At 40.1% G+C, this 16,074-nt stretch carries 12 protein-coding genes; 10 read left to right on the plus strand and 2 right to left on the minus strand.

Annotated features, from left to right (window positions below; genetic code table 11):
- Positions 1-7 precede the first annotated feature (7 nt).
- The 5 genes from B0H99_RS06905 (at position 8) to ilvA (ending at position 5,246) form a co-directional block, all read left to right on the plus strand.
- On the plus strand, positions 8-628 hold the full coding sequence (locus B0H99_RS06905; protein ID WP_181313598.1) for an acyltransferase: 621 nt from the start codon (positions 8-10) through the stop codon (positions 626-628).
- Positions 629-651: 23 nt separating this feature from the next.
- Positions 652-1,167: an acyltransferase gene (locus B0H99_RS06910; RefSeq protein WP_106532921.1), complete on the plus strand. Its 516-nt coding sequence runs from the start codon at positions 652-654 to the stop codon at positions 1,165-1,167.
- A 209-nt stretch (positions 1,168-1,376) separates the two neighbouring features.
- Positions 1,377-2,384 (plus strand): UDP-glucose 4-epimerase GalE, encoded by a 1,008-nt coding sequence (gene galE, locus B0H99_RS06915; protein ID WP_106532922.1) that lies wholly within the window; start codon positions 1,377-1,379, stop codon positions 2,382-2,384.
- A gap of 147 nt (positions 2,385-2,531) precedes the next feature.
- Positions 2,532-3,410 carry a UTP--glucose-1-phosphate uridylyltransferase GalU gene (galU, locus tag B0H99_RS06920; RefSeq protein ID WP_106532923.1) on the plus strand — a complete coding sequence of 293 codons (879 nt, stop codon included), beginning with the start codon at positions 2,532-2,534 and terminating at the stop codon, positions 3,408-3,410.
- A 549-nt stretch (positions 3,411-3,959) separates the two neighbouring features.
- The gene (ilvA, locus tag B0H99_RS06925; protein WP_106532924.1) at positions 3,960-5,246 is read left to right on the plus strand and encodes a threonine ammonia-lyase IlvA; all 1,287 of its coding nucleotides are present in this window, start codon (positions 3,960-3,962) and stop codon (positions 5,244-5,246) included.
- A 651-nt stretch (positions 5,247-5,897) separates the two neighbouring features.
- On the opposite strand, the gene B0H99_RS06930 is transcribed toward ilvA, so the two are convergent.
- Positions 5,898-6,689, minus strand: a complete 792-nt coding sequence (locus tag B0H99_RS06930) for a hypothetical protein (RefSeq protein ID WP_106532925.1) — start codon at positions 6,687-6,689, stop codon at positions 5,898-5,900.
- Positions 6,690-7,060: 371 nt separating this feature from the next.
- Here B0H99_RS06930 and B0H99_RS06935 point away from each other — a divergent pair, with 371 nt between their 5' ends.
- Together B0H99_RS06935 and B0H99_RS06940 are read left to right on the plus strand one after the other, a co-directional pair.
- Positions 7,061-7,315: a hypothetical protein gene (locus B0H99_RS06935; protein ID WP_146137250.1), complete on the plus strand. Its 255-nt coding sequence runs from the start codon at positions 7,061-7,063 to the stop codon at positions 7,313-7,315.
- Positions 7,312-7,773 (plus strand): type II toxin-antitoxin system VapC family toxin, encoded by a 462-nt coding sequence (locus tag B0H99_RS06940; RefSeq protein WP_181313599.1) that lies wholly within the window; start codon positions 7,312-7,314, stop codon positions 7,771-7,773. Before B0H99_RS06935 ends, B0H99_RS06940 begins: the two co-directional genes overlap by 4 nt.
- Before the next feature lie 481 nt (positions 7,774-8,254).
- Here the strand turns inward: B0H99_RS06940 and B0H99_RS06945 are convergent, their stop codons facing one another.
- Positions 8,255-9,628, minus strand: a complete 1,374-nt coding sequence (locus B0H99_RS06945; RefSeq protein WP_106532928.1) for an LA2681 family HEPN domain-containing protein — start codon at positions 9,626-9,628, stop codon at positions 8,255-8,257.
- A gap of 565 nt (positions 9,629-10,193) precedes the next feature.
- Between B0H99_RS06945 and lexA the strand changes: the two genes are divergently transcribed.
- The 3 genes from lexA (at position 10,194) to B0H99_RS06960 (ending at position 15,984) form a co-directional block, all read left to right on the plus strand.
- The gene (lexA, locus tag B0H99_RS06950) at positions 10,194-12,623 is read left to right on the plus strand and encodes a transcriptional repressor LexA (RefSeq protein WP_106532929.1); all 2,430 of its coding nucleotides are present in this window, start codon (positions 10,194-10,196) and stop codon (positions 12,621-12,623) included.
- Positions 12,624-13,143: 520 nt separating this feature from the next.
- Complete coding sequence (locus tag B0H99_RS06955) at positions 13,144-14,106, plus strand: GNAT family protein (protein WP_106532930.1); 963 nt, start codon at positions 13,144-13,146, stop codon at positions 14,104-14,106.
- A gap of 498 nt (positions 14,107-14,604) precedes the next feature.
- Positions 14,605-15,984, plus strand: coding sequence for a purple acid phosphatase family protein (locus tag B0H99_RS06960; RefSeq protein WP_106532931.1), 1,380 nt, complete (start codon positions 14,605-14,607; stop codon positions 15,982-15,984).
- The last annotated feature ends 90 nt before the right edge of the window (positions 15,985-16,074 follow it).

Below are 16,074 nucleotides of genomic sequence, written 5' to 3' on the forward strand. Positions count from 1 at the left end.
AATAAGAGTGAAAAATAAGAAGTTAGAAAGAATAAAAAAGTTATCCAAAATAAACCTTTTAAAGACATTTGGTATGATTTTAAAAGGTTATAAAATAATAGTTTATCCAAATACTAATGTTTATATACATAAAAGTGCAAAAATTGATATAAACGGCTCTTTAGAACTAGGAAAAACTTGGGAGAAGGGTGCTAATTATAAGTCCTCAATAATTTTAAGAGAAAATGCAAAATTAATTATAAATGGTAATTTCAAAGTATATTGTGGAACGACCATAACTGTAAATAATAATGCTTCTTTAATTCTTAATAATGGATTTATAAATAAAGGAAGTTCAATCCATGTTTTTGAGCAAGTTAAAATAGGAAATAATGTAATTATAGCTGAAGAGGTAATGATTAGAGATTCAGATAATCATAAGATTGGATATAAAGAAGTTACTTTACCTATAGAAATTGAAGAAAAAGTCTGGATAGGTACTAGAGCAACGATCTTAAAAGGAGTGAAAATAGGAAAAGGTTCAGTAATTGCAGCATGTTCTCTAATTAACAAAGATGTTCCCTCTTATTCGCTAGTGGCGGGTGTACCAGCGAGAGTAATCAATGACAATATTGAATGGGAACAATAATATAAAAAATCCGGAGGAATAAAATGCGAACACTATATAAAAAAAGATGGTTATTAATGTACTATTTTTTTGCTCAAAATTTACCTCCATCTTTTATCTTTCCTTTAGCTAAAAAAATAAGACTTTTTTTTGCAAAGCGTATATTAGAGGAAATTGGAACTGATTGTAATATTGAAAAAGGTGCTATTTTTTCTTCACGTACTAAATTAGGCAGTGGTTCTGGTATCGGTATTAATTGCAAAATATTTGGAGAAGTAAAAATAGGTAATGATGTTATGATAGGTCCGGAAGTAGCTATTTACTCTAGAAACCATATGATTAGTGACGTAAATATACCTATGAGATTGCAAGGTTATACAGAACATCAAGTGGTTGAAGTGGAAGATGATGTATGGATTGGTCATGGAGTAATTATTTTACCAGGTGTAAGAATTGGAAAAGGTAGTGTAATTGGATCAGGTTCTATTGTTACTAAAAGTATTCCATCTTATTCGATTGCGATTGGAAATCCAGCAAAAGTAGTAAAAAAAAGATATTAAGTTTTAAATTATAAACCACATTATAAATTTGTAAGATTCTTGTATTTTGAGGATGTTGAAATGAAAAGTCATTATACTAATTCAAAATGACATGTGTAGTTCGGATTATAATTTACCAGAAGTTATAATGTGATCTTAAATGCGATGATATTTCGAAAGAAATTAAACGAGTTTATATTATAAATAAAGAAACTCAAAAGGGGACAAGAATGAAGATTTTAGTAACTGGAGGAGCAGGCTATATTGGTAGCCATGCAATTTTAGAACTCTTAGAAAATGACTATGAGATAATAGTAGTAGATAATTTGTCTAACAGTAAGATAGAATCTATAAATCGAGTAAAAGCAATGACAGGAAAAGAATTCCCTTTTTATCAAGTTGATTTATTAGATGCTGAAAGTTTAAATGAAATTTTCTCTAAACATGAGATTGATGGAGTAATGCATTTTGCTGGTATGAAATCAGTTGGAGAATCAATTGCTGAGCCAATAAAATATTATTATAACAATATAATGGGGACCGTGAATTTATGTAATATTATGAATAAATTTAATGTAAAAAAGCTGGTCTTCAGTTCATCTGCAACTGTATATGGAAAACCACAAAGTGTACCAATTACTGAATCTTTTCCGCTTTCTGCTACAAACCCCTATGGTCGAACAAAACTAGTAATTGAAGAATTTTTGCAAGAGTTAACTTCCTCTGATTGTTCTTGGAGAATTGCTATTTTAAGATATTTTAACCCTATAGGGGCTCACGAAAGTGGAGAAATTGGTGAGTTTCCTAATGGGATTCCTAACAATCTTATGCCTTACATTACTCAAGTAGGTATAGGAAAAAGAGAAAAGCTCTATATATTTGGAGATGATTATAATACTACTGATGGCACTGGTGTAAGGGATTACATTCATGTAGTTGATTTAGTTAAAGGTCATCTTAAGGCATTAAATTATTTAAAAAATTATAGAGGTATTGAAGCTTTCAACTTAGGATCCGGTGTTGGTCATAGTGTGTTGGAATTAGTAAATAGCTTTAGCGAAGTGAATAACGTCAATATCCCTTTCCAAATTGAAGGAAGAAGACCTGGAGATGTTTCAATAAGTTATGCTGATCCAAGTAAAGCTAGAAACCTTTTAGGATGGAAATCTACTAAAAACTTAAAAGATATGTGCAAAGATTCTTGGAATTGGCAAATAAAAAATCCAAATGGTTTTTGATAACATATAATAAAATAATTTTTCAAACATATTTGATGATTTAATTTCAAAAATGAGGAAATTATGGTATATGTGTTAATTATTAAATAAATGTAATTGTAAAATGTTTAAACGTTAATAATAAATAATAATGAAAAGGTGAAGAGAGTGAAAGTAAGAAAAGCAATAATTCCTGCCGCAGGACTCGGTACACGCTTCCTTCCTGCAACAAAAGCCATGCCAAAAGAAATGCTTCCGATTGTTGATAAACCAACAATTCAATACATAGTAGAAGAAGCGATCGCTTCCGGAATTGAAGACATCATAATCGTCACTGGTAAAGGAAAACGCGCCATTGAAGATCATTTCGACCATGCGTTTGAATTGGAAGAAACCTTGCTAAAAAAGGGCAATCTCGATATGTTGGAGAGCGTCCTTGAAACGTCTAACGTTGAAATACATTATATCCGCCAAAAGCAGCCACTTGGATTAGGGCATGCTATCTGGTCTGCCCGTAACTTCATTGCAAACGAGCCATTCGCAGTATTGCTTGGTGATGACATTGTTGAGAACGAAGAACCTTGCTTGGCGCAATTGATGAACCAGCATGAACAAACAGGTAAGAGTGTGATTGGCGTTCAGCAAGTAGCCGGAAATCATACTGACCGCTACGGTATAATTGATCCGGTTCGAGTAGATGGAAGATTGATTAAAGTCAATCGCTTCGTGGAAAAGCCGGCTGCTGGAACTGCTCCGTCAAACTATGCCATTATGGGTCGGTATGTTTTAACTCCTGAAATTTTTAATTTCTTGGGAGAGCATCAATTGGGTGCAGGAGGAGAAATTCAATTGACGGATGCCATTCAGAAGCTGAACGAGGTGCAGTCAGTTTACGCTTATGATTTTGAAGGACAGCGGTTTGATGTGGGTGAGAAGTTTGGATTTATTGAGACGACGATTGAGTTTGCATTGAAGCGTCCAGAGCTGAAAGAGCAGCTACTTGAGTTGTTTGAAAAGAAAATTAAAGAGTCGTTAGTTAATCAGTAATTTAATAGATAAAATAAAAAAGATGTTCCCAATTAATTTGCGGAATATCTTTTTTTGTTGGTTGAAGCATCCCTATATCTTAAATAAGTTTTAAGCTGTAGGAGGAAATATTGTTCATGTAAGAAAAAATGCGAGATTAAAAGGTGAATAAATCGAAGGGAAAAAGGTTTTTAGAATGGAAGACTTATTTTCAAACGAGAAATTTGTCAACGTCTCTTCAATTTTTTCTTCCACAATTTTAGTGAAGCCTCTTTTCGGGAATTTTGGCAGTAACGATTTTTAAATTGGCGTTGAAGGATGGATCTTCAATTCTTTTCCCAACTTAGCCAGTGCTGTAATGAATAGCGTTAACCGATTACGAAAGGCGCAGCGTTTCTACCTTGCTACTGCCCCTCCAGTCCAAAAAAGCCGTTCCAGCAAACACCAACTGTTTGAGAAACGGATTCTATCTGTTTCAAGCACAGCAACAATATTGTCGAAATCTTCTTGCCAATTATGCAATATATTGTGGTAGAGTAAGGAAATACAAAAAACAAGAAGGTGACCCATATGGCTAGAAACCACATCGAAGAATTGGAAAGAAAAACAACGTCGAAAGTATCGATTGAAGAGATTATGGTGGCGAACCAGGCGCTCAAAGACGTAGTGATCAAAACGCCGTTGCAGCGAAATGAAATTCTTTCTGCTAGGTACGGCTGTAACGTCTATTTGAAACGGGAAGATTTGCAAGTGGTGCGCTCATTCAAGTTGCGTGGGGCTTATAACTTTATCCGCAGCCTGTCGATAGAAGAACGAAACAAAGGAGTCGTTTGTGCCAGCGCCGGCAACCATGCTCAAGGCGTTGCGTACTCCTGCTTTGCACTGGGAATTGAAGGGAAAATCTTCATGCCGCTGACAACTCCTAGCCAAAAAGTTTCCCAAGTAAAGCGCTTTGGCGGCGATCAAGTATCAGTCGTCCTTACAGGAGATACGTTTGACGATGCCTATACAGCGGCAGTCGAATCTGGTGCAGCCGAAGAAAAGGTGTTTGTCCATCCATTTGACAATAGCCTGGTGATAGCCGGCCAAGGCACTGTGGCAGTGGAAATCCTGAACGACATGCAGGAGCCGGTCGACTATACATTTTGTGCCATCGGCGGTGGCGGGTTAGCGTCAGGCATTGGAACGTATTTAAAAGGGATTAGCCCGTCCACGAAACTAATCGGCGTTGAGCCTGCGGGAGCTGCCAGTATGAAGGCATCGCTGAGCAATGGCAAAGTGACCCGTCTCGATTCGATTGATACATTTGTCGACGGGGCAGCGGTTAAACAGGTTGGCGAGCTGCCGGTAGCAATCTGCAGCGGCGTTTTGGATGATATCGCACTTGTGCCTGAAGGCAAAGTCTGCACGACCATTCTGCAGCTATACAACGAAAATGCGATTGTAGCGGAACCAGCAGGTGCCTTGTCGGTAGCGGCGCTGGATTTCTATAGAGAAGAAATCAAAGGGAAAAATGTAGTATGTATTATCAGTGGCGGCAACAACGATATTGAGCGGATGCAAGAGATCAAAGAAAAATCGCTTATTTATGAAGGGCTGAAGCATTACTTTATCGTCACGTTCCCGCAGCGTGCCGGCGCGCTGCGGAAGTTTATGGACCAGGTTCTGGGAGAGCAGGACGACATCACGCATTTTGAATACACAAAACGGACCAATCGTGAGGCAGGCCCCGTCATCGTCGGCATCGAACTAAAGTGCCGGGAAGACTACGGCCCGCTTGTGCAACGAATGGGCGAGAATGGATTTCCTTATAAGGAAATTAATAATGATCCGACGTTGTTTAACTTGCTGATCTGATAAGGGAATTTTCTTCAAGTGCTGGTGATAGGACATTTAACTAGTCAAAATAGCCAACCTCAATGAAATCATCTGGTTTCGAAGATGGTTTCTGCATGTTTAGGGCATTGGGAAAGCGCCCGGCGATAGTAAATAGATAACTGGCAATCCAAAGAACTATTGTTTTCCAGGTATATAAGAAGTTTCAATTAATGCTATTAAGCCTTTGAATTCCTTTAAGTTTATTGTAAAAGCAAGTAGGAGAAGGTTTATAATATAGCAGTTTAGACAAGTTGAAAGCAATTCAATCCATTCATTACAATTGCATGTAGTTAGATCCCACCCCAGAAATTATAATGGTTTTTGGAGGGGGGACTTTGTATTTTTATTAGATAATCTTAGTAGTCATAATTGAGCAGAACACAGGGGGGAAATCGAAGGAATTTAGAGGCCTCATATTGTACATAAAACTATGCCTGATACAATCACATAAGCTTATTAATAAATTTAACCACAAAGATAATTAAGCTTATTTTGATGACATTTCAAGGCAATATATTAAAAGAAAAATAATAATAATGATAAATATTATTAATCTAAAAAAGGAAATAAAACTGACTTGAAGAGTTCTCAGGTCAGTTTTATTTTGTGCGAATTTATCTCTTTAGCGTTTTACCTTAAGTTATTTCGATCCACTACAGCTGCAACTAAAACCGCTGCTATTGCCGCTACTACTGCTGCTAGTGTATTTCCAGTATTCCCGGCAGTTCCAGTGTTCTGAGCAGTTCCAGTGTTCTCGGCAGTTCCAGTGTTCCCGGCAGTTCCAGTATTCTCGGTAGCAGTAGAAGAAGTAGAAGAAATAGAAGAAATTTCTTCACTGCTTCTTTTTAACAAATTTTCAACAAAAGCTTTTTGTAGAGTAATTTTCAAATCAGCGTTTTCTATTGCCTTAATATAAAGATCAGCTGTTCTAATATCTGTAACATTATCTAATTTTTCATAAAAATACTTATATTGATCTATGATTTTGGAATAGAGAACAAAAAGCAATCCACCAATTACATTTGGAATTATTATCAATGCTGCTACTGAGGTGTCAAAAGGTCTTGTAGTAGTACTTGGTGTAGTAGTACTTGGATTTGGGAAACTATCGATGAAATTAAAAACATACCATATGCCATAACATGATGCTATTATGCTCAAACCAAGAACAAATGAAGCGAGATAACGTAGATTTTTAAAAATCGCTGTAATTTCAATGATATTAATGCGAATATAAAGTGTAGCTAAGTCTTCACGGATCTTTTTTTCTTCTTCGGTTGCAGTTGCTTTTAATTGTAACTTACGAGCGTATTGAAATTTTTCAAGCTCATTTTCTAGTTTATTGAAATCTTCAGCTAATTCGTATTTGATTTTATTGATTTTTATTATCCCTAATCTAATTAAGCTTTTATGTGCGTACATATTTCACCCTCCAATCAAAAATGTTAGGTGTTATGAATAAAAATAATTAGATATTCAAAAACTCCTTTCTTAGTAGTTTTTATATCTTACGTCTAAATAATTTTACTAATTAATAGAAACATGAAAATTTGCAAATCATCTTTTTACTAATTATATAATAATTATTTGAAGAATCAACGATAATTCTGAAAATTCTGATAAAATGACAGATTCTTATCACAACTTTAGGAGTGTTAATGGAAGTTCGATGAATGTCGCGTCCCTGTGATACAGAGTAAGTTTCATTTGTTAGATTATTTAGTCTTTTTGAGAGAGTAAATAAAATGTAAGATGTTATAATGATTAAAAGAAGCAGGAGTGGGGTGTTTAACTTGGCTATTAAAGAATATAAAGTTAAAACAAGTGAAAAGGAAAAGTTAGAGGAAATCTTAAGTCTTTTTTCTGAAGTGAAGATAATTGGAGAGTCCAAGGAACGGGATGATGAAGAAACAGATTTAGCAGTGCGTAAAGAGAAAAAGAGACGTTACAAAGAGCTTGCCGGTAAAGCCCTGGATTTAGGAGATAACATTGAAGAGCTTAATCGTTTAAGCAATCGCGAAGGAGCATGGAGGGAAGAGGAGGATTGAATCGAGAAATTGTAATATTTGATACAAATATATATGTAAACCACTATTTGGGATACCGTCCGCTACAGGATCTCTTTGATCAGGTAATCGATAGTGGAAAAGAAATTCACATGCCTTCTATCATCGCTATGGAATTGATGTGGTATCACGAAGTAGAAACGAATGAAGAAATAAGAGCAGCAAGGCAAGGCTATATCGAGGCAGCAGATGGAATCATTAGCACAACAATAGATATAGCCTTGAAAGCTGCTGAAATAAGAAGGAAATGGAATATAGAGACCGGAAAAAAATTAAAGCATGGGGATGCTCTGATTGCTGCTTCCGCTATTTTCCATAATGCCACTTTATACAGTAATAACGATCGGGATTTTGATTATATTAAAAAGAATTTTAAATTAGAGTACATAAATCCTATAGATGCAGCAGGACTGGAAGCGTTTAAAAAGTCAATCAGTTAATCTGATTGCAGGATTGCCCGGACATAATTAAGAGATAAAAATCAACGCTCTATTGATAATGAAAAACAATCAACACCAATTGCTGGTTTGGATGAAAAAGCCTGATTCTCCATATAGGAGGATCAGGCTTTAATTTTTTGTGTCTTATTGTATTTTTATAGATCGATTCTTAGTGAAAATCTGTATGCATTGCAGAGACTTCAATCGATTTTTGAATGTTAAACTATAAAGGGAAAGTTGTCTACTGCGATGGTCAAGTCAAGCTGATTGACATTAAAACGCAATTCAACTTGCCTTTAAGCGGTTATATCCGAACTCAAATGGTACTCTTCATGCGTTCGTTTAAGGAGAAGTACGAGTTTGATCATTATCAATCGTAGGAACATACTATGCCATAGAAAAAAGCATAATTTATATTATGAGCAAACAAAAAAGAGCACGGACAGCATACCAGCTGCCCGCGCTCTTTATCGCTTCCCAACTATTTCTTCCTCAACCCCAACGCAAAGCCCAAATACATCAATGCATTCCTTGCCCTGAACGTCATAGCCATCGACAAACGCTCAAGCTCCAACCGCGTCATCTGATGCTTTCGGAGTTCGCCTTCTTTTGCCACTTCTTCCGGTGAGTCGATGACCTGCATAAAGCTTCGTTCCATCTGGTGGCACAACTGAAGCGCGCGGAGCATGGGAATGCTTTGCTGCTCGGAGCGTTCATAGCCGAATACTTCCTTCGCCTGCCAATAGAGCGCCTTTAAAGCGGCATTTTCTGAGTTCTGGATGAAGGGCTTGAGCGGCTTTTTCGGATGTTCTTCCTCAAACCAAATGCGCTGCATGCCGACGCGCTGCTCCGGCACTTCGAGTTTGTAGTACTGGTTCAAGAAGGAAGCAATCTTATCAAATAACGAAAATGCCTGCCGGAACACGCTCTTCAGCCGCTCGTTGCGGTTCGACTCTTTTGCGTCCTGTTCGAGCGCCTCGAACAGCGTCCAGCGGAGTGATGTGAATTCCGAGACGAGCGCATCCATAAAGCCGGAAAGAAAAGCGCCGTGATTTTTGTCATCGCCCTTGTGGCGGTAGCTGAGCGTATCAATCTTCATCATGTTATCCGCATCAAATTCATTCGTGCTATTCAGCAAAAGCCGGTGTTTTGCGCACCAGTCGCGGTATTCCTTCTCGCGGCCTTCAAAAAAGTTCGGTTTATAGCCCGAGGTCACATCGACCGGTCCGAGCTTTTCCAGCATGTTTTCCGCAAGCTTCAACCGCTCCGCGTAAATGGCACGTCCATTTTCATCCTGGATCTTCTCGAGCGATTGCCGGAGAAAATCACGCGCTGCATGAAGCGCTTCGGCTTTCTCGATCGTGTCCTGCAGGAAAGTGGAATAAAACAGGAGTCCCCAGCCCCGTTCGCCGTCTTTTCTGGCAAACGAAGGATCATCGGCCACCTCAACCATGGTCTCCACCACTTGAATCCCTTCAATTGCACGTCCAACGTAGATCAGCGTCTCTGAATAGTTCAGGCAGATTTGATTCCATACGGTCGCCGGCACTTTCCCGCGAAATTGGAAGTGGAGGCTTTCAAACAAAAACAGCTGGCGCTGCTTCATCGGGCTGTTCCAGTCTTGCTGCAACTGATGCCGGATGCCGAACTGGCTGCATTCCAGCATCACCGCCAGCGGATACGCCGCCTGGCCTTCGAGCCGTTTTTTCAAATGCGTAATCAGGTCTCCCAATTTCTCCGGTTCCTGCTTCGTCTTCTGGAATTCCTGCAACAAAAGCTGCGCTGCCTGGTAGATTTCTTTTATCTCAAACTGTCCATAATCCTCTGCTTGGATGATGTCATTTACTGTCGTCATGGGAAGCCTCCTTGGAATATACTGATGAAAGTTGGTTGTCTATTAGTAACCTCTATTGGGCAACCAAGTTCCTGTAGGTCTATTGTAAAGGAAAGCGGGGGAAGGTTCACTTTAACGTGGTTATTTCTGATGATTGCGGGTGAACTCTCTTAACAGAGTTTAAATAGAAGGGAGTTCGAAGGGACAAACTACGGTGACTTCAATTATGAGGCAGGAGGGGTAGAGTACAGCAAACGGGAACAGAATAGTTGTGGGAATCGACGGCTGCGTCTGGGCAACTTTTTTGGTCTCTGGAGGCGCTTTTTTGTATCTTTTTGTGAGTTTTCATGTAGAAAGGCGGAAATGCATGTAGAGAGTTCAGAAAGTCATGTAAGAAGCTTAAAAGTTCGTTTAGAAATTCGAGAAACACATGTAAGAAGGCGAAAACTTCATGAAAAAAATATTGAAAGTGAAACTTCTCATGAATTTTTCAATTCAATGAATACTAGTCTTTTATCCCTTGCTATTGTATGTCAATATTCATAAAATAAAGGTAGAAGTTGTAAAGAGACGGGAAGTGTCAAAAATGAAGCTAAATGTTGAGCAGCGCCGGATTGTTGAGCTGGAACCAACGGGCCCTATGCTAGTGAAGGGGGTTGCGGGATCCGGAAAGACGACTGTTGCCATACGAAGAATCCAGTTCCTGATGGATCATTATTGCCATGAAGAAGATGACAAGATTTTGCTAGTCACTTATAACAAAACTTTACTAAATTATATAAAGCATCAGTATGACCGGTTGGCTGACAGCGAGCAAGATGCGGAGCGCTTTTTCACGTCGAATGCGGAAGTGGAGATTGTGACAATCGACAGCTTGATGTTTACGGCATTTAGAAACTATCAGAAGCGGATAGGAAAAAAGCTTGAAATTGCTTCTGTTGAAAAGATACATAAAGCGATGATCATGGCCATCCATGAGGTGAAAAAATCCTATCCGGAAGTGAAATTGCTATCACCGAAGAACAGCAGATTCCTGCTGGACGAAGTAGAATGGCTTTATTCCTGTTCGATGGAAGATGTAGAAACGTATCAGTCTGTTGACAGGATTGGGCGGGCGTCGGGCAATAGCGGGACACCTCAAAAATTGCTGAAAAACTCGCAAACACGAGCGGCTATTTTTGAAGTTTCGCGGTTTTTTTGGCAATTGCTCGAAAAAGAAGGGTTTGTAACATTTAAGCAGATGAATCTTCAGGCACTGAATGAAGTGCGGCAAAGTGCTTCAGGCAGCTACACACATATCATTATCGACGAAAGCCAAGATTTGACACGCGTCCAGCTGGAGTTTCTAAAAGAGCTGTACAAAGAAAAGGCGCATTCTTCACTAATGTTCGTTGCGGACAATACGCAAAGCATTTACCCGCAATCTTGGCTCGGGAAAGGCCGGCCATATACGACAATTGGGTTTGATATGAGCGGGAAATCACGGACGCTAAGCAAAAATTACCGGACGACGACGGAGATTTCGACAGCGGCGTTCCATTTAATCGAAGCGGATGAGAGCATCCAGTCGAATGTTGATTTTGTCAAACCTGCTTTGATTGACCGGCACGGCCATCCGCCGATTTACCGGTTCTTTTTAACACCTCAGCAGCAAGTGAAGTTTTTGGCTGATGAAATCAATTTGCTCAAGAACGATTATGCTTTGTCTGATATGTGCATCGTTGCAAGAGGGAAACGAAATATTGAAAGCGCAGCGATTGACTTGGAAAAGGCGGGAATTCAATGCGAAATCTTGCAAAACCAAGATCCGGATTTTGAATCGGATAAAGTGAAACTGGTGACGATGCATTCGATAAAAGGCTTAGAGTTTAAAGTCATCTTTCTTATTGACTTGAATAGCGGATTGATTCCCCAGGACTTGTATGCGGATGCCGAAGATCAAAAGACAGTGGAGTCAGATGAGCGCAAGCTCCTGTATGTTGGTATGACTCGGGCAAATGAGCTGTTGTATATGTCTTCTGTGAAAAAGCCTTCCAGTTTCATCAAGGAAATCAACCGCAAGCATTTGCGGATGAAAAAAGACGCGTCTCTCCGGCCATTCGAATCAATCAGCATGACCGATTACCGGTTAACAGATGGACTGGTGGATCTTCATTCCAAAGAAGAGCTTACCCGCCAATGGCTGATCCGGGAATTAAATGAAACCTATGGTTATCCGCTGGAACTGATGCAATTGGAGTATCCCGTGCAGCAGTTCTCGAAAAAAGGTTATTGCGACATTGTGGTAATGGTTTATTCCGGTGGGGAGGCGCGACCGTATATCATTGCAGAAGTGAAGCGATTTGGCAGCGGCATCGAAGACGCCGTGGCACAAGTGAAAAGTTACTTGGAAGCTGACAGCCGCGCGTTTTACGGAATCGCAACCGACGGGCTTGAAGTCAAAATCATCGACCGGCAAGGCGAAGAAGTGCAGGATTTGCCGAAATGCCGTCCGCAGTTTCTACCGGATACAAAAAGCCGGCGGGTGTACAAAAATTTCAAGAACGGTAGGCAGTATGACTATGCGGAAGAACAAGATGCACCTGGCCAAATCGAAGTGAAAGAAGCAGGTTCAGAAGTGCTGATGCAAGTGCATGAGACGGTGGCGGTGCCATTGATTGGGAACGTTGCGGCTGGAATTCCTACTTTGGCAAGCGAATCATACGAAACAACGCTTCACTTACCGCGTGAATGGGTGGTGTCACCGAGCGAAACTTTCTCATTAACCGTCACCGGCGACAGTATGACCGGTGCTGGAATCGATAAAGGTGATATCGTGATTGTTCACCAGCAGAACACTGTATCGAACAACGACATTGTCATTGCAGTCATCGATGGTGAAGCGACCATGAAAAAATACATGGCGATGGGCAGCGAAATTCTTCTGCTGTCGGAAAATCCAAGCTACGAACCGATTATGATGCGAAGTGAAGATGTCTATATAAATGGGCGGGTAATTGGGGTTTTGAAGAAGTAGAATGTGGAACTAGAAGAGAAATACTGCTATAGATTGAAATATATTAACCGGCGGCTGCGTCTGGGAACCTTTTTGGTTTCTGGAAGTGGCTTTTTTTGTATCTTTTTGCAGTGAGTTCATGAAGAAACGCGAGAACAGCATGAAGTGAATTTGAAAAGTCATATAGGGAGCTGGAAAGTGCATGTAGAAACTCAAAAAGTGCATGTAAGAAGCTGAAAACTTCATGAAGAAAATATTGGAAGGGGGTGGACAATTTATAGTAAGTGGATTTGAGAATTTAACTGTACGCTTTTGCAAGTAGCTCTAAAATAGATTACGCAATACTGATAACAGAAGAGAACAAGAAACGCCTTTTGGTAAGCCAGTGATGTTGGGTTACTAAAAGGCGTTATTTTTTTTTCAACCTAAGTGGTTAATTATTTTAACCGGATTTTAACCTAATGGGTCTAGCATCTATCTTAATAAGAAGAGACTGGGGCCAAAAGGAGACAACGGAATCCTTCAAAGAAGAGAGGCTGGAATGATGAAAGATTTGTATGTCGATCAAAGCTTTGGCCGGTTGCATGAAGCCATGGAAAATGGAACGTGCGAAGTATTCGATTTCTTACATGCATTGGGAACGGTAAAACATATATTCACCAAGCGGGAGATTCCGATCAAAATCGGCGGAAAAGTTTTCTATGAACTCGTTACGTCCTGTGCATACGGAGGGCCGATAATTACCGGCTGCGAAGAGGCGAATAAACGGAAGTTGGCTTATGAGTTCGATCTCGCATTTGAAAGGTACTGCAAGGAACATCGGATTGTCTGGGAATACGTGCGTTTTCACCCGGTCACAGGGAACGCAGAAGATTTTGCCGAATGCTATGATCTTCATTATATCGGCCAAATATTCGGCACCGATTTGCAAACGTTTGCAGATCCGGTTCAGGAAGAGTTTTCGGAGACTGCTAAAAAAACGGTCTGGAGAGCTTTAGAGGCTTGCGTCGAATATCGGATTATAGAAAAGCCAAAAAATCTTCATCAGTTTTATAAATTCTATTCTTCTTTTGTTGGGAAAGGCGAGAAGAAATTCAAGGCCGACTTTTTTGGGGAATGTGGAAAATCATTTGGCAAACAGATTGTGCTTGTTGAATCGTTATATAAAGGGCAAGTGATTGGCATGGGATTGAACTTTCTTTCCAACAATGTGTTGCTTACCCACCTGTCTGTAGTAAATCCTTCTTTTTGCTATCTCTCACCGGAGCATATCATGCACTTCGGCCTCACGTTATGGGGAAAAGAAAAGGGCGTTGATCTCATTCTCGATAGCAGCTGGCTGATCGATCCTGTAGCAAGCGACAGGCACCTCTTCAAAAAGCAATTCAGCCAGAACACGAGATTTGACTATTACATCGGGCAGCGGGTTTGGGATAGAGGGATTTACCGGAAGTTATGCGACGTTGCGGAAAACGGGGAGACGGAAGTCTATGATTTTGCTTAACGGGTAAGGATGGAGTGTGGTTGTCGGTTCTGGTTTAGCATTTCGTATATACATTGAGTTTTATAAATGCTAATTTCTATAGTCAAAAATTATAATCCTTATATCACCCTTGATGATATTAGATTGCAAATAGAAGCCTATCCCATTTATTAGTGGGATAAGCTTCTATTTAGTTAAAAAATTGATGCGACATAGATATAGAATTGTAAATATGAATGTGGGAAAGAAACATGCTCGCTATTTTCTAGCATCTATTTATTTTACAAACTGAATTCCTTTCATGACTGTCTTTCGATTTTCTTATCATTAAGTTAACTGTAATTTAACTATAGAATGCTAATGTTAGTAGTAATAAAAACCTACGCTATTGTATAATATTCTTATGAAAAAATCTAAATTTTCTTTAAACTTAAAAATGAGATGAAGGTATACAACTTAAGAAATAGAAGAGCAATGCCTGATTAGAATCTAGAGAAACTGGAATCGGAGTGGTATTCAATGAAAGGGCCAGTTCAAAACAAAAAAAGGCGGGTGTTTTTTGGTGCAGGGGTTCTGCTGGCATTGATCGGGTTTTTTAGTTTTTTCGTATCAAGGGATCAGGCTGAGCCGGGGGACTATTCCGTCACTTCTTTTTCCATATCGCCCGGCAGCGATGAAACAAGAGTGAATTTCTCTTGGCTGACTTCCGGCGATTCTGCTCCAGGCGTGATTGAGTTTGCCAAAGCGGGTGGCGATGCAAAAGCGCAACAAGTCAAAGCCGCAACCCAAAAAGCGGACGGTGAATGGATCGAAAACGAAGCGACCATCAGCGGGTTGGAATCTTCCGCGGAATATACCTATCGCTTCGGGGACGGCGAAGGCAACTGGACCGAAAAAGAGCAGTTTAGAACGCAGGATCCGGAAAACTTCAATTTTATATTGATGGGCGATCCGCAGCTTGGCTCTTCAGGGGATCTGGAAGGGGACGTGGAAAACTGGACCGACACATTGGATAAAGCGCTCTCTACATACCCGGAAAGCAGCTTTATCCAGAGTGCCGGGGACCAAGTGGAAAACGCCGATTCCAAAGAGGAATACAGTGGGCTCTTTTCTCCTGAAGTCCTATCGAAGATTCCTTTGGCCGCGACCGTCGGAAACCATGACCACGGCATTCTCTACAAGGACTATTTCCATATGCCGAACCAAAGCGAGGAACTCGGGGAAACGGCCGACTCTCCGGGAAACTATTATTACACCTACGGCAACACGTTAATCATGAATATCAATACGAACAGCAATGATATAGCAGAACACGTTCAATTTATGGAAGAGACAATAGCCGCTACGGAAAAACAGGATTTCAAGTGGAAACTGATTGTTTTTCACCATTCCATCTATAGCGTAGGGGGGCACGCGTATTCACCGGATATTCTGGCGCTGAGGGAAGGTCTTGTTCCAGCGATCGACAAAATAGATATTGATGCGGTTCTTATGGGGCATGACCATTCCTACGCCAGAACCCATCAGATGAAAGGTTTCTCCCCTTTGAACAACCAAAAGGTCCAGGACGGCGCGGTCATCAACCCGGATGGAACGCTCTATCTAACGGTCAATTCCTCAAGCGGCAGTAAATTCTATGCCTTGTCAGATGAAGAAGAACCGTATGCGGCAGTGAAAGAGCAATTGGATGTTCCGACATTCACCAATGTGGAAATTACTGATAACAGTTTGGAGTTGATGACCTATCGCACGGATACGATGGAAGTGAGCGATTCGTACAAGATTATCAAGGATGAGTCGATCACAGTCGAACTTCCAGGGTTTTGTGACGGTTCCGGTGTTGTTGCTGGTATTAAAGTTTGTCCCTTTGTTGAAAACGATTCAAGTTATTCACTATAAGTGCATATTAGCTGCGTTTAGAAACCTTTTTGGTTTCTGGAGGCGGCTTTTTTTGTGTCTTTTTGCGGAATTTCATGTAAAAAGGTGAGC

Origin of the sequence: Planomicrobium soli (genome assembly GCF_003014655.1) — a bacterium.
Taxonomy (GTDB): domain Bacteria; phylum Bacillota; class Bacilli; order Bacillales_A; family Planococcaceae; genus Planococcus; species Planococcus soli_B.